The following is a 20,141-nucleotide window of genomic DNA, read 5'->3' as shown; positions in this document are numbered from 1 at the left end:
CGCCGTGAACTGGGTCGATGTGCTGGTCCTGCTGCTCGCGTTGCTGGCGGCGGTGTCCGGCGCGTACCAGGGCGTGATCATCGCGCTGCCGTCGCTGGTCGGGGTCGTGCTCGGCGCGATCGTGGGGATCAAGCTGGCGCCGGTGGTGGTCTCGTTCTTCGACGACCCGGTGTGGAAGGTCGCCTTCGCGGTCGCGACCGTCGTGTTCCTCGTCGCGTTCGGCGAGGCCGTCGGCGTCTACGTGGGGCGCAAGCTCCGCCAGAAGATCCGGCCCGACAAGCTCTCCGGCGTCGACAAGACGCTCGGCGCGGTCGTGCAGGCACTGGTCGTCTTCGTGGTCGCGTGGCTGATCGCGACGCCGCTGACGACCGTGTCCGGCCTGCCGGGCCTGGCCAAGGCGATCAACGGCTCGGTCGTGCTCGGCAAGGTCAACGACACCATGCCGGCGGCCGCGCAGGGCTTCCCGAGCCAGCTGCGCAAGCTGCTCGACGCGTCCGGCTTCCCCACCATCATGGATCCCTTCGACAAGGCGCCGACGGCGGACACCTCGCCGCCGGACCCGGCCCTGCAGGGCAGCGGGACCGTCCAGGAGCTGCACGGCAGCGTGGTCAAGATCCGCGGCAGCGCCAGCTCGTGCTCGCGGTCCCTCGAAGGCAGCGGGTTCGTCATCGCGCCGCAGCGGGTGATGACGAACGCGCACGTCGTGGCCGGCACCGACACCGTCGGCATCGAGACGACCCAGGGTGACTACCCCGCGCGCGTCGTCTACTTCGACCCGGAGGTCGACATCGCGGTGCTCGCCGTGCCGCGGCTGCGCGCCGAGCCGCTGCAGTTCGCCCCGGAGACGGCGCGGGCGGGCGACAGCGCGATCGTGCTCGGCTACCCGCTCGACGGCCCGTACCGGGCGACGCCTGCCCGCGTGCGCGGCCGGATCAACCTGCGCGGTCCCGACATCTACGAGGCCAACACCGTCCAGCGGGACGTCTTCACGGTCCGCGCGGAGATCCGCAGCGGCAACTCCGGTGGCCCGATGGTGACCCCGGACGGCAAGGTCATCGGCGTCGTGTTCGGCGCGGCGGTGGAAGACCCGGAGACGGGCTTCACGCTGACGGCCGAGCAGGTCCGCGCCGAGGTCGACGCGGCGCCGTCGCAGACGTCGAACGTGTCGACCGGCTCCTGCGCCGCCTAACGCCCGAACCGCAGCGCGAGGCCGTCCAGCAGCGCCCGCATGCCCGACTCGAAGATGTCGTCGAGCACCAGGTCGTAGCCGGTTTCGGTCAGGTCGGCGAGCATCCGCGTGAACGTCGGGTGCCCGGCCGTCATCGCCGCGACGGCGGGCCCCTGGTGGTCCATCCAGTCGTCCTCGGTCAGCCCGGAGGACGCCAGCGCGCTCTGCTCGCGTTCCAGGTGGATCGCCATGCCCTGGACGTGGCTGAAGAACAGGACGTGCAGGTCGCAGAGGGTGGCCGCGTCCACCCCCAGCTCGGCCAGCGCGGACAGCGCCCACTCGCCGTGGGTCGCGAGGTTGCGCAGCGGCAGCGGCCGCGTGACCGGCCCGAGCTGCGCCAGCCACGGGTGGCGCTTGAAGAGCGACCAGAGCGTGCGGCCGCCGAGCGTCAGCCGCTCGCGCCAGTCGCCCGACGGCTTCGCCGGGTAGCCGCGCTCGCCGAACGCGGCGTCGGCCATGAGCAGCACCAGCTCGTCCCGGCCGCGCACGTACCGGTACGGCGCCATCGGGGCGACGCCGAGCCGGGCCGCGACGCCGCGCATCGACAGCGCGCCCAGCCCCTCGGCGTCGGCGATGTCGATGGCCGTGCGCACGAGCCGGTCGCGGGTCAGACCCCGCTGGCCGCCACGGCTTTCGCGGCCCGCGACGACCGTGCCGGACCGCGGTTCCGCGCGCACCAAACCTTCCTGACTCAGCAGGGCGAGCGCCTTCGCCGCGGTCGCCATCGCGACGCCGTGGTCGGTGGCGAGCCGCCGCGTCGACGGCACCCGCGCGCCCGGCGCCAGCTCGCCGCGCGTGATCCGGCCCCGCAGTTCCTCGGCGATGACCACGTACTTCACGGCTGTCTCCTGACCTAGCACAGCAGGCCGTCTGTACTAGTACAGATTTGGCGCTGCACCTGCGCGAACTCCACGGTGGTGCACAGCAGTGTACGACTCTGGAGGAAACATGCGGAACATCCTGATCTCCGGCGCCGGCGTCGCCGGCGGCACCCTGGCCTGGTTCCTCGCCCGCGACGGCTGGTCGGTGACCGTGGTCGAGCGCGCGCCCGGTCCGCGTACCGGCGGCCAGGCGATCGACGTGCGCGGGGTCGCGCTCGACGTCGTCGACGAGATGGGCCTCGGCGACCGGATGCGCGCGCGGCGCACCCGGATGCGCGGGATGTCCATGGTGGACGGTCAGGGCCGGGAGCTGTTCCGGTCCGAGGAGTACACCTACAGCAGCGGACGGCTCGACAACGACGACTTCGAGGTGCTGCGCGACGACCTCGTCGCGATCCTGCACGAAGCGGCCGACGTCGAGTACGTCTTCGGCGACGCGATCACGGCGCTGACCGAAGAGCCGCACGGCGTGCGCGTCGAGTTCGAACGCGGCGGGTTCCGGACGTTCGACCTCGTCATCGGCGCCGACGGCCTGCACTCCGCCGTGCGGCGGCTCGCGTTCGGGCCGGAGGCGGAGTTCGCCCGCCACCTCGGGCAGTACCTGGCGATCTTCCCGGCGCCCAACTTCCTCGGCCTCGAGGACTGGCAGGTCTGGTTCCGCCACGAGCACACCGGCGGCGTCGCGTACCCGGTGCGGGACAACACCGAGCTGCGCGTGACGCTCGGGTTCGGCTCGGCGCCGCTGCCGCGGCTGACCGTCCCGGAGCAGAAGCGGCTGATCGCCGAACGGCTCGGCGGCGTCGGCTGGGAGGTGCCCAAGCTGCTCGAAGCCATGGCGTCGGCGGACGTCTTCTACTTCGACGCGATGGCCCAGATCCACCTGGACCGCTGGTCGGCCGGGCGCGTGGGGCTCGTCGGCGACGCGGGCTACTGCGCGTCCGCGTTGTCCGGCCAGGGAACCAGCCTCGCGCTGGTCGGCGCCTACGTCCTCGCGCAGGAGCTGGGCCGCGCCGGCCACGAAGAAGCGTTCGCCGCCTACGAACGGCGGATGCGGCCGTTCGTCGCGCTCAACCAGGCGCTGGCGACGGAGAACCCGGAGGGCGGCCCTTCGGAGGAGTCGGTGGACCGGGCGAAGAACGCCATCAGCCTCGCTTGAGGAAGTCCACCAGTGCCGCCGACGTGCGGTCCGGGACTTCGAGGTGGGGGAAGTGCCCGACGCCCGGCCAGAGCTCCGGCTCGGCGTGCGGGCCCGCCCAGCGCACCGACGACGTCGCCGTTTCGGGAAGGATGCAGGTGTCGTCGGCGCCGTGCAGCTGCAGTGTCGGCGCCGCGATCCGGTTGCCGACGGCATCGGTGAACCGGCGGCCCTCGCCGCGGAACTGCGCCCGGAACGCCCAGCGGTAGTACTCGAGCGCGCTGTGCGCGACGCCCGGCACGAGCATGGCGTGCCGGAACTCCTCGACGCTGTCGACGAAGTCCGAAGTGGACCGCCACCGGCTTCCGGCCCAGCCGCCGAAGAGGTCTTCGACGGCTTGGGCGTCGTCCTTCACGAGCCACTTCTCCGGCGCCATCGGTACCTGGAAGCGGAAGAGGTGCCCGGCCGCGCGGCCCTGGCCACGCCACGGGCGGGCGGCGCCGGAGCGCAGGGCGAGCGGGTGGGCGGCGCCGATCGCGGTCACCGACGACACGAGCCGGGGGTGCAGCGCGGCGACCGTCCACGCGAGCATGCCGCCCCACGCGTGCCCGACGAGGTGCGCCCGGCGTGCCCCGAGGGACTTGATCAGCCCGCCGACGTCGCCGGCGAGCGTCCAGGCGTCGTACCCGCGGGGCGGCTTGTCCGAGTCACCGTAGCCGCGCAGGTCGACGGCGACCGCGCGGAACCCGGCGTCGGCGAGCGCCCGAAGCTGGTGGTGCCAGGTCCACCAGAATTCGGCGAACCCGTGGAGCAGCACCACGACCGGGCCGTCGCCGAGCTCGGCGACGTGCAGCCGGATGCCGTTCGCGGACACGTCGCGGTGGGCCCACGGGCCGTCGAGCCGGACGCTCGACGGGTCGGGGGAAGCGGGCAACGCCTCAGTCGCGGGTGGTCGTCAGGTCGGCGTCGGCCGCCTTCTGCGGCTTGAGCGCGGCGGCGGTCTCCTTGACGCTGGCGATGGTCCGCTCGGGTGCCTTGAACTTCTTCACCTTGCGGTAGCCGAGGAACCCGGCCACGCCCGCGACCAGCAGCATCAGGACGAACACGATGCCGAACGCGATCCAGCGGTAGCGCAGCCACTGGGCCAGCCCCTCGGCCGCGAAGAAGAACAGGAAGAACGTGCTGTACAGGAAGACCGTCAGCGCGATCAGGAAGAAGACGGCGCCCTTGAGGCCCTTCTTCACCTCGCCGACCAGCTCGGACTTCGCGAGCTCCATCTCGGCCCTGACCAGGGTCGAGATGTGCTGGGTCGCGTCGCCGACCAGGCGGCCGAGCGACTGGTCGCCGGGGACGTCGTTCGCGGAGGACAGCGGGAGGTAAGGCACGGCCCCCACGCCGTCGGGGCCGGTGCGTTCGTGTTTGGGGCTGCTCACCGGGTCATCGTGCCATGTGTCCCGAAACCGGGCGCGGCGGCGTCACAGTGTGTCGGAGATTCGGGCGTGCACTTTGCTACGGCGGAGTAGCAGCGCCGCCGCCAGCAGGGACGCCGTCGCGGACGCGATCAGTACCGCCGCCTTCGCCAGCTCGCTCGCCGCCTCGGGCAGCGCCAGCTCCGCGATCAGCAGGCTCACCGTGAACCCGACCCCGCCGAGCACCGACAACGCGGCCAGGTCGCGCCAGCTCATGCCCCGCGGCTTCTCCGCCGCGCGCAGCTTCACGGCGAGCGCGCTGGCGCCCAGGATGCCGACGACCTTGCCGGCGAGCAGCCCGGCGAGCACCGCGAGCGGCAGCGCCGTCGTGAACACCGCGCCCAGCGCGTCGCCGTCGATCGAGATCCCGGCCGCGAACAGCGCGAACACCGGCACGGCCACGGCCGCCGACCACGGCTGGAGCCGGTGCTCGAGCCGCAGCGCGGGGGCCTCGGCCTCGCCTTCGTCGGCGCGGACGCGGGTGAGCAGGCCGAGCGCGACGCCGGCGATCGTCGCGTGGATGCCCGCCGAGTGCACCGCGACCCAGGTGACCAGCGCCAGCGGCACGTACAGCCACGGCGTCCGGACCCGCTTGTGCTGCAGGAACGCGTACAGCGCGAGCGCCACGACGGCGACGGCCACCGCGACCAGGTCGAAGCCCGTCGTGAACAGCACGGCGATGACGATGATCGCGCCGAGGTCGTCCACCACGGCCAGCGAAAGCAGGAAGACCCGCGCGCTCGAAGGCAGGTTCGACGCGGTCAGCGCGAGCACGCCGAGCGCGAACGCGATGTCCGTGGCGACCGGGATGGCCCAAGCGCGCTCGATGCCCGGCGTCCCCCAGCCGACGGACAGCGCGACGAGCGCGGGCACGATCATGCCGCCGACGGCGGCGACGACCGGCAGGATCGCCTGCTTGAACCGGGACAGCTCGCCGATGACCAGCTCGCGCTTGAGCTCCAGCCCGGCGACGAAGAAGAACAGGGCGAGCAGGCCGTCCTTGGCCCAGTCGCCGACGGTCAGGTCGAGGTGCAGGAACTCCGGGCCGATCCGGAAGTCGCGCAGGGCGTGGTAGCTGTCCCGCAGCGGCGAGTTGGCCCAGAGCAGCGCGACCGCGGTCGCGCCGAGCAGGATCAGGCCACCGGTCGTCTCGGTGCGCAGGTAACGGGCGAACTCGCTGAACGGGCGGGACATCGCGGCGGCTCCTGGGGTCGCTGATCACTGTTGCCGACCAGACTTCCCGGCGCACCTTTGACGGTATTTTAATGCCTCTTTGTCACGGATCGTTATGGCCGCCGCCACACGGGGTGGCGGTGGTGAGTCACACGATGTGCTCATAGCATGCCAAGCGACAACGAAGTCCGAGACAAAGGAAGACGAAAGTTGTGAGCACCTCTACCGAGGTCCAGCAGGACACGAGGTTCTTCGGGCACCCACGAGGGCTGGCGAACCTCTTCGGCGTCGAGATGTGGGAACGCTTCTCGTTCTACGGGATGCTCGGCATCCTGCCGATCTACCTCTACTACAAGGCCGACCAGGGTGGTCTGGGCCTCGCGCAGGAGTCCGCGCTCGGCATCGTCGGCGCGTACGGCGGCCTGGTGTACCTCTCGGCGGTCGTCGGCGCGTGGGTGGCCGACCGGCTGCTCGGCTCGGAACGGACGTTGTTCTACAGCGCCGTCCTGATCATGATCGGGCACATCAGCCTGGCGCTGCTGCCGGGCCTGGCCGGGATCGGCGTCGGCCTGGTGTGCGTCGCGATCGGCAGCGGCGGGCTGAAGTCCAACGCGACGGCGATCGTCGGCACGCTCTACGCCGAAGGCGACGAGCGGCGCGACGCCGGCTTCACGATCTTCTACATGGGCGTCAACCTCGGCGCGTTCGTCGGCCCGCTGCTGACCGGCCTCGCGCAGACCGAGGTCGGCTTCCACCTCGGGTTCGGCCTCGCCGCGATCGGCATGGCGCTCGGCCTGGTCCAGTACACGCTGGGCCGCAAGAACCTCGGCGAGAAGGCCAAGGAGGTGCCGAACCCGCTCCCGTCGTCGCAGCGCCTGCTGGCGATCGCGGCCGCGGTGCTGCTGGTCGCCGCCATCGTCGTGCTGGTGACGACCGGTGTCGTCAACCCGGGCAACCTCGCCGACGTCGTCGTCTGGGTGGTCGGCGTGATCTCGGTGATCTACTTCCTCGTCATCCTGACCAGCCGCAAGATCACCGGCGTCGAGCGCAGCCGGGTGTTCTCGTTCATCCCGATGTTCATCGCCAGCGCGGCGTTCTTCTCGCTGTACCAGCAGCAGTTCACGGTGGTCGCGGCCTACACCGACCAGCGGCTGAACCGCAGCCTGTTCGGCTGGGAGATGCCGGTGTCCTGGGTCAACTCGATCAACCCGGTGTTCATCATCGTGTTCGCGCCGATCCTGGCGGCGCTGTGGACGAAGCTCGGCGACCGCCAGCCGTCGACGCCGATGAAGTTCGTCCTCGGCACGGTGCTGATGGGCGTCGCGTTCCTGCTGTTCCTGCCGATGGTGGGCAGCGGCGAGAACGCGAGCCCGATGCTCGCGATGGTCGGCATCCTGTTCGTCTTCACGATCGCCGAGCTGTGCCTCTCGCCGGTCGGGCTGTCGCTGTCGACGAAGCTCGCGCCGGAGGCGTTCCGCACGCAGATGGTGGCGCTGAACTTCCTGTCGATCTCGCTGGGCACCGCGATGTCCGGCAAGCTCGCCGAGTACTACACGGTCGACGACGAAGCGCCGTACTTCAGCACGGTCGGCGGCGTCGCGATCGGGGTCGGGGTGGTGCTGTTCCTGGCCATTCCGTTCATCCGCAAGCTGATGAAGGGCGTCCACTAACCCACGGTGACCCCGAAGACGACCCCCACGAAGTAGGTCACGACCATGGTGAGGGCGCCGACCCCGACGTTGCGCAGGATCGCGCGCCCCACCTTGGCGTCCCCGAGCCGCGCGCTGACCCAGCCGGTCAGGGTGAGGCCGACGACGACCGCGGCCGCGCACGCCCAGACGCGCAGGGAGACGCCGGCCCAGGCGATGGACAGGATCGGCAGCAGCGCGCCGATCGAGAACGCGACCAGCGAAGCCCACGCGGCCTGCCACGGGCTGGTCAGGTTGTCCGGGTCGATGCCGAGCTCGGCCTCCGCGTGCGCCTGCAGCGCGTCCTTTTCGGTCAGCTCGCGCGCGACCCGGCTCGCGAGGTCCGGTGAAAGGCCCTTGCCTTCGTAGATCTCGGCGAGCTCGCGCTCCTCGGCCTCCGGCATGGTCCGGAGCTCTTGCTTTTCGAGCCGGAGCAAGGCTTGTTCGGTGTCGCGCTGGGTGCTCACGGAAACGTATTCCCCGCCGGCCATGGAAAAGGCGCCGGCGACGAGGCCGGCGATTCCGGCGGTGAGGATCGTGGTGCTTTCGGTGGTCGCCCCCGCGACCCCGACGACGATCCCGGCGACCGACACGATGCCGTCGTTCGCCCCGAGTACCCCTGCCCGCAGCCAGTTCAGCTTCCCACCCAGGTCCTGGTGCGGTTCGTGCGCATGCTCCACGGCGGTTTCGGTCACCGGACAAGTGAAACACGAACCGGGAATCGTGGCGAGACTTGTTCTTTTTGTCAGGTACGCCTAATTAACGCCTGCCTAACCTAAGCCGGTCCTGTGTGGACTCTCAGCGATCCTGGGCCATCATGGGCGGATGGAGGATCAGGTTTGGCAACCGCTGCTGACGGTGGAAGGCCTCCCGGTGACGGGTGGCGAAGGCCGGTTCCGGCTGCTGGAGACGGCCGAGAACGGACTGGCGTACTTGATCCACTACCCGGCGGGCGTGGCGTCGCCGCCGCACGCGCACGACCACGACTCGATCGTCTACGTCCTGTCGGGCCGGCTGCGGGGCGCGGTGGACGGCGTCGAGGCGGAGCTGGAGCCGGGGGATTCGATCCTGCACCCGCGCGGGGTCGAGCACCACGTCGAGGCGTTGACGGACTCGATGTGGGTGGAGTTCAAGTCCCCGCTGCCGGAGCGGCCGCCGATCGCCTGAACCGGGCATGCTGGACCCCGTGATCGACGAGTTCGCGAAGCAGTACCTGCACAGTGACCTGCGAGAGATCCGCGAGGCGATGCTCGGGAAGCTCGACGGGCTTTCCGAGTACGACGTCCGCCGTCCCCTGACCACGACCGGGACCAACCTCCTCGGGCTGGTCAAGCACCTGGCGGTGACGGAGTCCCGGTACTTCGGCGAGGTCTTCGACCGGCCGTCGCCCGAGCCCGTCCCGCGCTGGGACGACCTTTCCCGGCGCGGCACCGACATGTGGGCGACCGAGCACGAAACCCGGGAGGAGATCACCGGCCGCTACCGGCGGGCCTGGGCGCACTCCGACGCGACCATCGCCGCGCTCGCCGTCGACGCGCCCGGCCACGTGCCGTGGTGGCCGCGGCCGGACGTGCTGCTCTTCAACGTCCTGGTGCACGTGCTCACCGAGACCAGCAGGCACGCCGGGCACGCCGACATCCTGCGGGAACAGCTGGACGGCGAAGTCGAGGCGGCGGGCCGGGACGCGGAGTTCTGGGAGAACCGGCGAGCGGAGGTCGAGCGGGCGGCCCGGGCCGCGGCCGGGTAGCGGAAACGCCCGGCCCCGCGCGAAGCGGACCCGGGCGTCTCCTGGGGGTGAAGCTCAGGCGTCCAGCTCGGCGAGGGCCTGCTTGGCCTTCTCGAGCTCGGCCTCCAGCGCGGCGACCTTCGCGGCCTGCGCCTCGCGGGCCTGGTTGATCACCTCGTCGATCGGGCCGGACAGGTCGGTGTGCAGCTCCTTCGCCGCGCGCGAGACCGCGGCGGCGGGGATCTCCAGGCCCTTCGCGACCCACTTCGAGCCGTTCTTCAGCTCGGCCTGCCACTCGCCGTCGGCGGTGCCGGTGACCGTGAGGGTCAGTTCGACCGTGCGGGTCTTCTTCGCCGTCGACGCCGTCGCCGCGCCCTTGGGGCGGCCGCGCTTCGGCTTGGGGGCCTCCTCCTCGGCGGGCTCGGGCGAGCCTTCCGAAGGGGAGGGGGACGCGGACTCGGTGACGGTCGCCTCGTCGGTGGCAACGGCCGGCGCCTCGGCGGTGGTGGCCGAAGCCGTTTCCTCGTCGTGCGTCAGGACATCCACGGTCATCGTCGTGTCGTCTCCTTGCCCGGGAAGGGGGTGTGGTTCGCGGCACAGTGTAGAACATGCGTTCGACGCGTGCCGCTCGGGGGTGCCATGACAGAGCCCTCCCGGCGCGAAGCCGGAAGGGCTCTGACGGGAGAACGCTAGCTCACTCCTCGGACTTGCCCGACTGCAGGCCCGACGAGATCAGGTCCATCACCGACGAGTCGGCCAGCGTGGTGACGTCGCCGACCTGCCGGTTCTCCGCGACGTCGCGCAGCAGGCGGCGCATGATCTTGCCCGAGCGCGTCTTCGGCAGCTCCGGCACGACCATGATCTGCCGCGGCTTCGCGATCGGCCCGATCTCCTTCGCGACGTGGTTGCGCAGGGCCTGGATGGCCTCTTCGCCGCCGTCGACGGCGTTGCCGCGCAGGATCACGAACGCGACGATGCCCTGGCCCGTCGTCGGGTCGGTCGCGCCGACGACCGCGGCCTCGGCCACCGTCGGGTGCGAGACCAGCGCCGACTCGACCTCGGTCGTCGAGATGCGGTGGCCGGACACGTTCATCACGTCGTCGACGCGGCCCAGCAGCCAGACGTCACCGTCGTCGTCGTACTTCGCGCCGTCGCCGGCGAAGTAGAAGCCCTGCTCCTTGAACCGGGACCAGTAGGTCTCCTTGAAGCGCTCTTCGTCGCCCCAGACCCCGCGCAGCATCGACGGCCACGGCTTGTCGAGCACCAGGTACCCGCCGCCGCCGTGCCCGACCTCGGCGCCGGTGTCGTCGACGACCTTCGCGGAGATGCCCGGCAGCGCCCGCTGCGCCGAACCCGGCTTGGTGGCGGTGACACCCGGCAGCGGCGAGATCATGATCGCGCCGGTCTCGGTCTGCCACCACGTGTCGACGATCGGGGTGCGGCCCGCGCCGATGTTCTCGCGGTACCAGATCCACGCCTCGGGGTTGATCGGCTCGCCGACCGAACCCAGCACGCGCAGCGACGACAGGTCGTACTTCTCCGGGATTTCCGCGCCCCACTTCATGAAGGTGCGGATGAGCGTCGGCGCCGTGTAGTAGAGGGAGACCTTGTACTTCTGGATGATCTCCCAGTGCCGCCCCTCGTGCGGGGTGTTCGGCGTGCCTTCGTAGACGACCTGCGTGACGCGGTTGGCGAGCGGGCCGTAGACGATGTAGCTGTGGCCGGTGATCCAGCCGATGTCGGCGGTGCACCAGTAGACGTCCTCGCCGGCCTTGTGGTCGAAGACGTTGTGGTGGGTGTACGCCGTCTGCGTGAGGTAGCCGCCCGACGTGTGGAGAATGCCCTTCGGCTTCCCGGTGGTGCCGGACGTGTAGAGGATGAACAGCGGGTGCTCGCTGTCGAAGGCCTCGGGAGCGTGCTCTTCGGACTGTCCGTCGACGAGCTCGTGCCACCAGAGGTCGCGGCCGTCGGTCCACGGGACGTCGCCCTCGAGCTGGTCGCCCGTGCGCTTCACGACGATGACCTTTTCGACGGTCTCGGCGCCTTCGAGCGCTTCGTCGACATTGGCCTTCATCGGCGCGGCCTTGCCGCGGCGGAACTGGCCGTCGGAGGTGATCACGACCTTCGCGGCGGCGTCGTCGACGCGGGCGCGCAGCGCGGTCGGGGAGAAGCCGCCGAAGACGACGTTGTGCAGCGCGCCGATCCGGGCGCACGCGAGCATCGCGAAGATGGCCTCGGGGATCATCTGCAGCTGGATCGCCACGACGTCGCCCGCGGTCACGCCGAGGGACGCGAGTGCGTTGGCGGCCTTGGAAACCTCGGTCTTCAGCTCGGCGTAGGTGATGTCCCGGGTGTCACCCGGCTCGCCGACCCAGTGGATCGCGACCTGGTCGCCGTGGCCGGACTCGACGTGCCGGTCGACGCAGTTGTAGGCGACGTTCAGCTTGCCGCCGACGAACCACTTCGCGAAGGGTGCATTGGTCCAGTCCAGTACCGTGGTCCACTTCGTGTCCCACGTCAGCCGCTCCGCCTGCTTGGCCCAGAACGCTTCGCGATCGGCGTCCGCCTCGGCGTAGAGATCGGCCTTCGCATTGGCCTGGCCAGCGAATTCGTCGCTGGGCGGGAACGTGCGGCTCTCGGTGAGCAGGTTGTCCAGGGCGGGGGACTGCTCGGTCATGGTTGCAAGGCCTCCTGTAGTGCGCCGAAACGACGGCTAGCGGCACGCTAGCGACGTTAGTCCGCCTTGTAAAAGGTTGCACCCACGTTGCCCCGCCGTTTCACCGAGGCAGGCGAGCCGCGGTGACTAAGCGTTCGTTCAGCCGAGCCTTCGCCGCCGGCCACTCCGGCGCCAGCATCGAATAGGTGACGGTGTCGCGCGACGAGCCGTCCGGCCGGATCCGGTGCGCCCGCAGGACCCCTTCGCGAAGCGCGCCAAGCCGTTCGATGGCGCGTTGCGACCGGAGGTTGCGGATGTCGGTCTCCCACGCGACCCGTTGCGCGCCAAGGGTTTCGAACGCGTGCTGGAGCAGCAGCAGCTTCGACTCGGTGTTGAGCCCGGTCCGCTGCCAGTCCGCGCCGATCCAGGTGTGCCCGATGGCGAGGATCCGGTGCTTCTCGACGACCTGGTAGTACGACGTCGTCCCGGCGACGCGGCCGGAGGCGACGTCGATCTGCGCGAACGGCCGCCGGTCGGGGTCGGCGAGGGCCTCCTCGACCATCCGCTCGGCCGCCGGAAGATCCCCCGGCTGCCGGATGCTGAGCCACGCCCAGATGCCCGGGTCGGTGCCCGCCTCGAACAGGCCCTTGGCGTGCTCGGTCGTCAACGGCTCCAGGCGGACGTGCCGGCCGGACAGGGTGGGTCGCGCGTTCCAGTCGCTCACGATGATCACGGTAACCGCCGCAGTGGCTGTCCCGGATAGCCAATTTCCAAGCGTTTTCGCAGGCCACTTCGGCGTTGCCTATGCTCGGCTGACCACGACGAAGGGCGAGATCGATGGCCGAAGAGCGCGAAGAGCTGAGCTGGGAGCTGTTCGGCACCGCGAGCCGTGAACTGGCTCACACCATCGCCGACGACGGCTTCGCGCCGGACCTCATCCTGTCCATCGCCCGCGGTGGCCTCTTCGTCGCCGGCGCGCTCGGCTACGCGCTCGACGTGAAGAACCTGCACGTGATGAACGTCGAGTTCTACACCGGCGTCGACCAGCGCCTCGACCTGCCGGTGATGCTGCCGCCGGTGCCCAACGTCGTCGACCTGACGAGCAAGAAGGTGCTGATCGCCGACGACGTCGCCGACACCGGTGCGACGCTCAAGCTGGTCCGCGACTTCTGCCTCGAGCACGTCGCCGAGGTGCGCTCGGCCGTCGTCTACGAGAAGCCGCACTCGACGGTCAAGTGCGAGTACGTCTGGCGGCACACCGACCGCTGGATCAACTTCCCGTGGTCGGTGCTGCCGCCCGTGGTCGCCCGCGAAGGCCAGGTGCTCGATGCCTGATCCGCTCAAGCCCCTCCTCGACCTCGAAGGCGTCGCCGCGGCCGCGAAGTCCGCGCAGGACGCCGTGTTCAAGGTGCACCGCCTGCCCGCGAACCTCCGCGGCGGCGCGGCGACCGCGGCGGAAGCGTCGGTGCGCGCCGCCCGCGCGTCTGCCGGCATCGAAGGCGCGAACCCGGAACTGCCCGCCGACGGCGCGGTCGCCGACCCGGTCCTCGCGGGCGCGCTGCGCGTCGCGGAAACGCTGGAGTCGCTCCTCCCGACGTGGCGCCGCGCGCCGCTGCAAGCGTTGGCCCGCCTGCACGTCCTGGCCGCGGCGGACCTCGTCGACGACCTGGATGCCTTGGGGCGCCCGCATTCCGGCGGCGGCCGCCTGGAGCTGCTGGCCCAGCTGGTGACGGGCGCGACGTCGGTGCCGGGCCCGGTGCTGACGGCCGTCGTGCACGGGGAACTGTTGGCGCTCAAGCCCTTCGGCAGCGCGGACGGCGTCGTCGCGCGCGCGGCCGCCCGCCTGACGATGGTCGCGACCGGGCTGGACCCGAAGGCGCTGAGCGTTCCCGAAGTCGCGTTCTTCCGCCGGGTGCCGCGTTATCTCGAAGCGGCCGAAGGCTTCGCGAGCGGGAAGCCCGACGGCGTACGCGAGTGGCTGCTCTTCAACTGCGAAGCTTTCGAAGCGGGCGCGCGCGAAGCGAAGAGCATTTCGGACGCCGCTTCCTAGGTTTCGAGAGCCGCGAGCAGTTCGCGCTCACGCTGCGCGCTGAGACCCGCGCGCCGTTCGCGGTCCAGGCCCTGCTCGCGTTCCCAGCGCAGCGTGTCGGCCAGCAGCTCCGCGCGGGGCCGGTGCCGCAGCCCCACCGCGCGTGCCGCGGACCCGTCCCGCGCCGACCACCCTTCCCAGCCCGGCTCGGTCAGCCACAGGGGCAGCGATTCCGGCCCCATGTACTCGGCCACGCCGTGGGCGAGCAGCCACGCCGAGTCGGCGGCGACTACCCGGCCGGTGTGCCCGCCCGCGGCGCGGGACAGCTCGATCCACTCCGCGAACGGGACGATCGGGCCGACCGCGTTGTACGTGCCGGTGGTGCCGGTCTCCGCGGCGTCGAGCAGCCACGAGGTGAGGTCCCGGACGTCGATCACCTGGGTGGGCGCGGCCGGCGTGGCGGGAACGAGCATCGGCCCGCGCGGATCGCGTGCGGCGCGGGCGACCCAGTACCCGGAGCGCCCGCTGTGGTCGCCGGGTCCGCCGATGAGCCCGGCGCGCGCGATGAGGAGCCGGTCGCCCGCCACGGCCGCCGACGCCTGCTCGCAGGCGACCTTCGCCTCGCCGTACAGCTCGCGGCCGGCCTCGCTCCGGTCGGTCGGGGCGAGCAGGGCCGCGGACTCGCCGGCACCCGGCGAGGCGTGCGAGGCGTAGACGTTCCCGGACGAGACGTACACCCAGTGCCCGGCCTTACGGCCCAGCGCGTCGAGCGCGCCACGCACGAAGCCCGGCTGCCACGACACCTCGACGACCGCGTCCCACACCCGGCCGAGCAGGGGCTCGTACGCCGACGGGTCGCGCCGGTCGGCGGCGACCAGCGTCGCTCCTTCCGCGACGTCGCCGCTCTCACCGCGCGCGAGGCAGGTCACCCGGTGACCGCGTCCGATCGCCTGCCGGGACAGCTCCCGGCCCACCCACGCCGTTCCGCCCAGAACCAGGATCTCCACCCCGGTAGCCAAGCACGGGATCCCCGTCCCGCCAGGCGGATTCGCTGACAGCGGACGCCGTGTCCTAAGCGGACAGCTTCGCCGACCACTTCTCTTCGATGCGCCCGAACCGCCACACCGCCAGCGCGATGACCCAGGTCAGCACGAACAACCCGACGATCCCGAACCCGACGTAGTCCAGGTCGATCGACGCGATCGCCGCCAGCGGGCCGGACGTGATGTCCAGCTTTTCGGTGAGGATCGACACCAGCTCGATGGTCCCGATGACGAACGCGACCGCGACCGACAGCGTCGTCACCGTGATGTTGTAGAAGATCTTGCGCACCGGCTTCGCGAACGCCCAGCCGTAGGCGAAGTTCATGAAGCAGCCGTCCACGGTGTCGAACAGGCTCATCCCGGCGGCGAACAGGATCGGCAGCACGAGGATCGCGTACCAGGGCAGCGCGAACGTGGCGGCGCCGGCGGCGAGCACCAGCAGCCCGATCTCGGTGGCGGTGTCGAAGCCCAGGCCGAACAGCACGCCGACGGGGTAGATGTGCCACGGCTTGCGCACGGACTTCGTCGCGCCGCGCAGCAGCCGGTTCATGACGCCGCGGTTGTCCAGCTGGTGCTCCAGCGCGGCCTCGTCGAACTCGCCGTGGCGCATCCGCTTGAAGACGCGCAGGATGCCGATCAGCACCACGAGGTTCAGGATCGCGATCACGTACAGGAAGACGCCGGACACCGACGTCCCGATGACGCCGGTCGCGTCGTGCAGTGCCGAAGAGTCGTCCTCGACCTGCCCGGCCAGCGCGCGGACGCCGAGGGAGAGCAGCAGGCACAGCCCGAAGACGATCGTCGAGTGCCCGAGGGAGAACCAGAACCCGACCGACAGCGGCCGCTGACCGTCGGCCATCAGCTTGCGGGTGGTGCCGTCGATCGCGGCGATGTGGTCGGCGTCGAAGGCGTGCCGCATGCCGAGCGTGAACGCCGTGACGCCCAGCCCGATCCCGAACACGCCCGTCGTGCCCAGCGCGTAGTGGTGGGGTGCGACGAAGACCGCCAGCACCACCCAGCCCACGACGTTGAGCAGCAGGATGAACCCCGCCATCCCGCCGACCGACACCCACTCGCGGCGCGAAAGCCCGCGCCGCGAGTCCTCGTCCGTGCCCGCCATCGCCACCCGCCTTCCCTCATCTGAGAGGTTAGACAGGTGAACAGATGAACGGCAATGAATCTCAGCTGGCGCGCACGCGCACCAGGTCCAGCGCCTTGCGCACGTGCCCGCCGGACGCGTGCAACGCCTTCGCGGCGCTCTTGACGTCCTCGCCGGACAGCAAGTGCACCAGCGCCACCTTGAGGTCGCCCCCGGCCTCGGTGAGCGCGTCCGAGCAGTCCGCCATCGTCATGCCGGTGGCTTCCTGCAGGATCCGGATGGTCCGGCCGCGCAGCTTCGCGTTCGTCGCCCGCATGCTGACCATCAGGTTGGAGTAGGTCCGGCCCAGCTTGATCATCGTCGCCGTGGAGAACGACGTCAGGATCATCTTCTGCGCCGTGCCCGCCTTCATCCGGGTCGAGCCGGCGATCGCCTCCGGGCCGGTGTCGACGGCGATGAGCACGTCGACGCCCGCCGGCTTGGCGGCCTTCGGGTTGCCCGAGACGAGCCCGGTCCGCGCGCCCTGGCGGGACGCCGCGGCCAGCGCGCCCAAGACGTACGGCGTCCTGCCCGACGCCGTCAGCCCCAGCACGAAGTCGCCCGGCTGGACCATCGCGGCCATCTCGGCCGCGCCGGCCCCGTCGTCGTCCTCCGCGTTTTCGACGGCGCTGCGCAAGGCCTTTTCGCCGCCGGCGTGATGCGCGATGAACCAGTCCGCCGGCACGTTGAACGTCGGCACCAGCTCGGCCGCGTCCAGGGTCGCCAGCCGCCCGGACGTCCCGGCGCCGACGTAGTGCACCCGGCCGCCGGCACGCAGGGCGTCGACCGCGTAGTCGACCGCGCGCGCCACCTGGGGCAGCACCGCGGCCACGGCGCCGGCGACCGTGCGGTCTTCGGCGTTGATCGCGCCCAGGATCCCCGCGGTGGACATCAGGTCGATGTCCGTGGTGCGGGGATTGCGGGTCTCGGTCGGCGAATCGACGTGCACCGCCTGCGTGGGGACGGTCATCATGCGCCTCACATTTTCTCCGGTCATTGCTTGCCGGTTTCCCGCGGACGGCGACGACCGTCCGGCCTGACCCCCAAGCGGTGCGAGCCGACCGCGTCCCTGGTCGCGTCCAGGGCGCTGACCGACGCGTCCATGTGCCGCTGCGCGACGCCGATGAACAGGCAGTCGATGACGGTGAGCTGGGCGATGCGGCTCGCCGTGGCTCCCGAACGGAAGGTGGTTTCCCGGGCGGCGGTCGTCAAAACGTAGTCGGCGACCTCGGTGATCGGGGACCGCGGGAAGTTCGTCACGGCGATGGTGATCGCGCCGTGCTCGCGGGCCACGCGCAGCGCCTCGACGGTGTCGGTGGTCGCGCCGGTGTGCGAGACGCCGATGGCGACGTCACCGGGGCTGAGCACCGCGGCCGAGGTCAGCATGATGTGCGTGTCCGACCACGAGAAGCAGACGCGGCCGATGCGGTGCAGCTTCTGCTGCAGGTCGGCGGCGACGAACGCGCTGGCGCCCACGCCGTAGACGTCGACGCGGCCGGCGCTCGCGACGACCTCGATCACGCGCTCCAGGGTGGCGACGTCGAGCTGGTCGGCCGTCTCCTCGACCGCGCGGGCGTCGGCGAAGCTGACCTTGCCGATGACGGCGGCCAGGTCGTCCTCCGGGCCGATCTCGCCGCCGAGGTTGCGGGTCGTGCGGGCCTCGGTGCGCGCGGTGTCCGCGGCCAGCGCGATGCGCAGCTGCGGGTACCCGCCGACGCCGACGGCCTTGCAGAACCGCGTGACGGTGGTCTCGCTCGTGTTGGCGGCCAGGGCGACCTCGGTGATGCTGCGTCTCGCGACCGACGCGGGATCTTCCAGCACCACCTTCGCCACGCGCTGCTCGGCGCGGGCCAGACCGGGGAGCAGGGACCGGATCCGGACCAGCGGGCTGGCGTCCGCGTCCCGCACGGCCGGCTGGACCGATACGGGCTCGGACGGTGCCGTGCCGACTACGGATTCGGTATCACTCACCGTCGGAAAGTTACTAACCGTTGGCATCTGCGACAAGGCTACCCACACCCTTCGGTCGGATCGCAACCCGTCCGTGTCTGCGGATCTGGATTTGCGATTAATCACTGACCAGAAAGTCGCCAACCAGGTCGGTCGTGTTAACGAGGTCAAGCTAACGACTTGGCAACTTAGTGTCGCGGTGCAAGCGGCAAGCGGATGGTTAAATCGCGTTGTTGTTGGACGTTCGGCGACAGATCCGTCACCGAGCGCTCAACTGCCAACCCTCCGCGACGAAAGCGCCCGGATTTCGTTCACCGTCGAGGAGTGATCGGCCGCTCTCGGTGACTTTCACACCGTCGACCGAAACTCCGCGTCCGGTGTAGTTCGGATCGGTGCTGTAACGCCAGCGGAGGCTCACCGAGACCGCGTGGGGCAGCGTTCCGATGACCTTCCACCAGGCACGGTGGCCGTGTCCGGAGAGCGACGTCACCATTCCGGAGGGTGCCCCCGGTCCCGATACCGATACGGCGATCGGTTGCCAGTTCACGCCGTCGGCGCTGGCTTGCAGCTGAAGTGGATCAGTCGGGCCTTCGGTGTCCACGAAGGCGTAAAAGGACACGCGAGCTTGATCACTATCCGTAGTAAAAGGGCGAGTACTCAGCGTGGCGGCGCTGGCGTTACCCAGCGTGCTCGTCCAGGCGTCCTTGCCGACCGCCGGCCGCACCGCCATGGCCCTGGCCAGCGACGTCGCCCACACCTGGCGGGCGGTGTTGATCGAACCCCAGCTCCGGCTCGGGTGCACCCGGTTGGTCAGCAGGATCGCGAAGGAGCGCGACTCGGGGTCGATGACCAGCGTCGTCCCGGTGAAGCCGGTGTGCCCCGCGGTGACCGGCGACGCCAGCGCGCCCATGTACCAGGGCTGGTCGAGTTCGAAGCCCAAGCCGTGCGCGTCGTCCGGGAACTGCTGGTTGTAGTTCGTCAGCATCATCTGCCGCACGGTCTCCTCGCCGAGGATCCGGTGCCCGCGGTAGCTGCCGCCGTTGAGCATCGTCTGGGCCAGGATCGCCATGTCGCCTGCGGTGCTGAACACCCCGGCGTGCCCGGCGACGCCGCCGAGCGACCACGCGTTCTCGTCGTGCACGCTGCCGCGCACCATGCCGCGCGGCGGGTTGGCCTCGAACTCCGTCGCGGCGACGCGGTTCAGCTTCGACGCGGGCGGGTTGTAGCCGGTGTCGACCATGCCCAGCGGCGCGGTGATCCGGTCGTGGACGACCTTGTCCAGGGTCTGCCCGGTCAGCTTCTCGACGATGAAGCCGAGGGTGAGCAGGTTGATGTCGGAGTAGAGGTACGTCGTGCCCGGCTTGTTCTTCAGCGGGCTGTCGAGCACGGCCTGCCGGCGCGACGGGATGTCCGGGTAGCCGGCCCACAGCGACGGGATCGGGTCGGCGTCGAACCCGGAGACGTGCGTGAGCAGCATCTTGACCGTGATGGCGGCTTTGTCCCCGGTGGCGAACTCGGGGAAGAAGCGGCTGACCGGGGTGTCGATGGTGAGTTGCCCGCGTTCGACCAGCTGCAGCACGGCGATCGAGGTGAACAGCTTCGAGATCGACGCCATGTCGAAGATGGTGTCGTTCGTCATGGGGACCTGCTGGTCGGCGGGCAGTTCGGTGCCTGCCGCGTCGGCGTACCGGACCGCGCCGCCGACCGCGTACCGGTCGACGACGACGCCGTCGTGGGCCAGCAGGCCGACCGCGCCGGAGAAGTGCGGGTGCCCGGTGGTGTCCGGCTTGGTCCAGCTCGCCAGGAAGTCCTCGGCCGCCTCGAGCGGCGCCGGGTCGAGGCCGACCTCCTGCGGGGGCCCGGCGCGCAGCGTCGTCCACGCCGGGGCGAACCCCTGCTGCGGCCGGTCGAAGCGGCCGGCGTCGTGGCGTCCGGTGATGGCGCTGGCTCCCGAGGTCAACGTGGTCAAGGCGACCAGCACTCCGGTGGCCGCGGCGAGGACCTTCCTAGCACGCACGAGCTTCC

Annotated in this window: 20 protein-coding genes; 7 read left to right on the top strand and 13 right to left on the bottom strand. The window is 70.6% G+C overall.

Annotated elements, in window-relative coordinates; all coding sequences use genetic code 11:
- Positions 1–4 precede the first annotated feature (4 nt).
- On the top strand, positions 5–1,189 hold the full coding sequence (locus tag EIY87_RS15050; protein WP_125308315.1) for a MarP family serine protease: 1,185 nt from the start codon (positions 5–7) through the stop codon (positions 1,187–1,189).
- Here the strand turns inward: EIY87_RS15050 and EIY87_RS15045 are convergent.
- The gene (locus EIY87_RS15045; RefSeq protein ID WP_125308314.1) at positions 1,186–2,067 is read right to left on the bottom strand and encodes a GntR family transcriptional regulator; all 882 of its coding nucleotides are present in this window, start codon (positions 2,065–2,067) and stop codon (positions 1,186–1,188) included. The two genes, EIY87_RS15050 and EIY87_RS15045, sit on opposite strands and share 4 nt — an antisense overlap.
- Before the next feature lie 109 nt (positions 2,068–2,176).
- Between EIY87_RS15045 and EIY87_RS15040 the strand changes: the two genes are divergently transcribed.
- Positions 2,177–3,265, top strand: a complete 1,089-nt coding sequence (locus tag EIY87_RS15040; protein WP_125308313.1) for an FAD-dependent monooxygenase — start codon at positions 2,177–2,179, stop codon at positions 3,263–3,265.
- Here EIY87_RS15040 and EIY87_RS15035 read toward each other — a convergent pair.
- The 3 genes from EIY87_RS15035 to nhaA are packed head-to-tail and all read right to left on the bottom strand — an operon-like array spanning position 3,252 to position 5,907.
- Positions 3,252–4,178 carry an alpha/beta fold hydrolase gene (locus EIY87_RS15035; RefSeq protein ID WP_125308312.1) on the bottom strand — a complete coding sequence of 309 codons (927 nt, stop codon included), beginning with the start codon at positions 4,176–4,178 and terminating at the stop codon, positions 3,252–3,254. The two genes, EIY87_RS15040 and EIY87_RS15035, sit on opposite strands and share 14 nt — an antisense overlap.
- 4 nt (positions 4,179–4,182) lie before the next feature.
- Positions 4,183–4,677 carry a phage holin family protein gene (locus EIY87_RS15030; protein WP_125308311.1) on the bottom strand — a complete coding sequence of 165 codons (495 nt, stop codon included), beginning with the start codon at positions 4,675–4,677 and terminating at the stop codon, positions 4,183–4,185.
- 42 nt (positions 4,678–4,719) lie between these two features.
- A complete protein-coding gene (gene nhaA, locus EIY87_RS15025; RefSeq protein WP_125308310.1) occupies positions 4,720–5,907 on the bottom strand; it encodes a Na+/H+ antiporter NhaA in 1,188 nt (395 codons plus the stop codon).
- A 191-nt stretch (positions 5,908–6,098) separates the two neighbouring features.
- On the opposite strand from nhaA, the gene EIY87_RS15020 reads away from it, so the two are divergent.
- A complete protein-coding gene (locus EIY87_RS15020; protein ID WP_125308309.1) occupies positions 6,099–7,556 on the top strand; it encodes a peptide MFS transporter in 1,458 nt (485 codons plus the stop codon).
- On the opposite strand, the gene EIY87_RS15015 is transcribed toward EIY87_RS15020, so the two are convergent.
- A complete protein-coding gene (locus EIY87_RS15015; RefSeq protein ID WP_125308308.1) occupies positions 7,553–8,269 on the bottom strand; it encodes a VIT1/CCC1 transporter family protein in 717 nt (238 codons plus the stop codon). The two genes, EIY87_RS15020 and EIY87_RS15015, sit on opposite strands and share 4 nt — an antisense overlap.
- Before the next feature lie 130 nt (positions 8,270–8,399).
- On the opposite strand from EIY87_RS15015, the gene EIY87_RS15010 reads away from it, so the two are divergent.
- Both EIY87_RS15010 and EIY87_RS15005 read left to right on the top strand, forming a co-directional pair.
- Positions 8,400–8,741, top strand: coding sequence for a cupin domain-containing protein (locus tag EIY87_RS15010; protein WP_125308307.1), 342 nt, complete (start codon positions 8,400–8,402; stop codon positions 8,739–8,741).
- 7 nt (positions 8,742–8,748) lie between these two features.
- A complete protein-coding gene (locus tag EIY87_RS15005; RefSeq protein WP_191984095.1) occupies positions 8,749–9,321 on the top strand; it encodes a DinB family protein in 573 nt (190 codons plus the stop codon).
- A gap of 54 nt (positions 9,322–9,375) precedes the next feature.
- Here EIY87_RS15005 and EIY87_RS15000 read toward each other — a convergent pair whose 3' ends face one another.
- The 3 genes from EIY87_RS15000 to EIY87_RS14990 form a co-directional block, all read right to left on the bottom strand.
- A complete protein-coding gene (locus EIY87_RS15000) occupies positions 9,376–9,852 on the bottom strand; it encodes a DUF6319 family protein (protein WP_125308305.1) in 477 nt (158 codons plus the stop codon).
- 142 nt (positions 9,853–9,994) lie between these two features.
- Positions 9,995–11,977 carry an acetate--CoA ligase gene (gene acs / locus EIY87_RS14995; protein WP_125308304.1) on the bottom strand — a complete coding sequence of 661 codons (1,983 nt, stop codon included), beginning with the start codon at positions 11,975–11,977 and terminating at the stop codon, positions 9,995–9,997.
- A 100-nt stretch (positions 11,978–12,077) separates the two neighbouring features.
- Positions 12,078–12,680: a GNAT family N-acetyltransferase gene (locus EIY87_RS14990; RefSeq protein WP_125308303.1), complete on the bottom strand. Its 603-nt coding sequence runs from the start codon at positions 12,678–12,680 to the stop codon at positions 12,078–12,080.
- 113 nt (positions 12,681–12,793) lie between these two features.
- Between EIY87_RS14990 and EIY87_RS14985 the strand changes: the two genes are divergently transcribed.
- The gene (locus EIY87_RS14985) at positions 12,794–13,291 is read left to right on the top strand and encodes a phosphoribosyltransferase (RefSeq protein WP_125308302.1); all 498 of its coding nucleotides are present in this window, start codon (positions 12,794–12,796) and stop codon (positions 13,289–13,291) included.
- Complete coding sequence (locus EIY87_RS14980) at positions 13,284–14,006, top strand: Fic family protein (protein ID WP_125308301.1); 723 nt, start codon at positions 13,284–13,286, stop codon at positions 14,004–14,006. Before EIY87_RS14985 ends, EIY87_RS14980 begins: the two co-directional genes overlap by 8 nt.
- On the opposite strand, the gene EIY87_RS14975 is transcribed toward EIY87_RS14980, so the two are convergent.
- The 5 genes from EIY87_RS14975 to EIY87_RS14955 all read right to left on the bottom strand — a co-directional run bounded on the left by EIY87_RS14975 (position 14,003) and on the right by EIY87_RS14955 (position 20,097).
- Positions 14,003–14,992: an NAD-dependent epimerase/dehydratase family protein gene (locus tag EIY87_RS14975; protein WP_125308300.1), complete on the bottom strand. Its 990-nt coding sequence runs from the start codon at positions 14,990–14,992 to the stop codon at positions 14,003–14,005. The genes EIY87_RS14980 and EIY87_RS14975 overlap by 4 nt on opposite strands.
- A 64-nt stretch (positions 14,993–15,056) precedes the next feature.
- Positions 15,057–16,148, bottom strand: coding sequence for a Nickel transporter NicT (locus EIY87_RS14970; RefSeq protein ID WP_125308299.1), 1,092 nt, complete (start codon positions 16,146–16,148; stop codon positions 15,057–15,059).
- Between the two features lie 61 nt (positions 16,149–16,209).
- Positions 16,210–17,139, bottom strand: coding sequence for an N-acetylmuramic acid 6-phosphate etherase (locus EIY87_RS14965; protein WP_125308298.1), 930 nt, complete (start codon positions 17,137–17,139; stop codon positions 16,210–16,212).
- Between the two features lie 20 nt (positions 17,140–17,159).
- The gene (locus EIY87_RS14960; RefSeq protein ID WP_449657945.1) at positions 17,160–18,137 is read right to left on the bottom strand and encodes a MurR/RpiR family transcriptional regulator; all 978 of its coding nucleotides are present in this window, start codon (positions 18,135–18,137) and stop codon (positions 17,160–17,162) included.
- A 238-nt stretch (positions 18,138–18,375) separates the two neighbouring features.
- Complete coding sequence (locus EIY87_RS14955) at positions 18,376–20,097, bottom strand: serine hydrolase (protein ID WP_125309775.1); 1,722 nt, start codon at positions 20,095–20,097, stop codon at positions 18,376–18,378.
- Positions 20,098–20,141: the final 44 nt, after the last annotated feature.

Source organism: Amycolatopsis eburnea (assembly GCF_003937945.1).
GTDB classification, from domain to species: domain Bacteria; phylum Actinomycetota; class Actinomycetes; order Mycobacteriales; family Pseudonocardiaceae; genus Amycolatopsis; species Amycolatopsis eburnea.
The sequence above is the reverse complement of the archived record's forward strand: the minus strand, read 5'-3'. Positions and strand labels throughout refer to the sequence as shown.

What these genes read in the sequence shown, in the direction of transcription:
- EIY87_RS15040 (WP_125308313.1), top strand. Translation starts at nt 2,177, where the DNA reads ATGCGGAACATCCTGATCTCCGGCGCCGGCGTCGCCGGCGGCACCCTG.
- nhaA (WP_125308310.1), bottom strand. Translation starts at nt 5,907, where the DNA reads ATGTCCCGCCCGTTCAGCGAGTTCGCCCGTTACCTGCGCACCGAGACG.
- EIY87_RS15010 (WP_125308307.1), top strand. Translation starts at nt 8,400, where the DNA reads ATGGAGGATCAGGTTTGGCAACCGCTGCTGACGGTGGAAGGCCTCCCG.
- EIY87_RS15005 (WP_191984095.1), top strand. Translation starts at nt 8,749, where the DNA reads ATGCTGGACCCCGTGATCGACGAGTTCGCGAAGCAGTACCTGCACAGT.
- EIY87_RS15000 (WP_125308305.1), bottom strand. Translation starts at nt 9,852, where the DNA reads ATGACCGTGGATGTCCTGACGCACGACGAGGAAACGGCTTCGGCCACC.
- acs (WP_125308304.1), bottom strand. Translation starts at nt 11,977, where the DNA reads ATGACCGAGCAGTCCCCCGCCCTGGACAACCTGCTCACCGAGAGCCGC.
- EIY87_RS14985 (WP_125308302.1), top strand. Translation starts at nt 12,794, where the DNA reads ATGGCCGAAGAGCGCGAAGAGCTGAGCTGGGAGCTGTTCGGCACCGCG.
- EIY87_RS14980 (WP_125308301.1), top strand. Translation starts at nt 13,284, where the DNA reads ATGCCTGATCCGCTCAAGCCCCTCCTCGACCTCGAAGGCGTCGCCGCG.
- EIY87_RS14970 (WP_125308299.1), bottom strand. Translation starts at nt 16,148, where the DNA reads ATGGCGGGCACGGACGAGGACTCGCGGCGCGGGCTTTCGCGCCGCGAG.
- EIY87_RS14965 (WP_125308298.1), bottom strand. Translation starts at nt 17,139, where the DNA reads ATGATGACCGTCCCCACGCAGGCGGTGCACGTCGATTCGCCGACCGAG.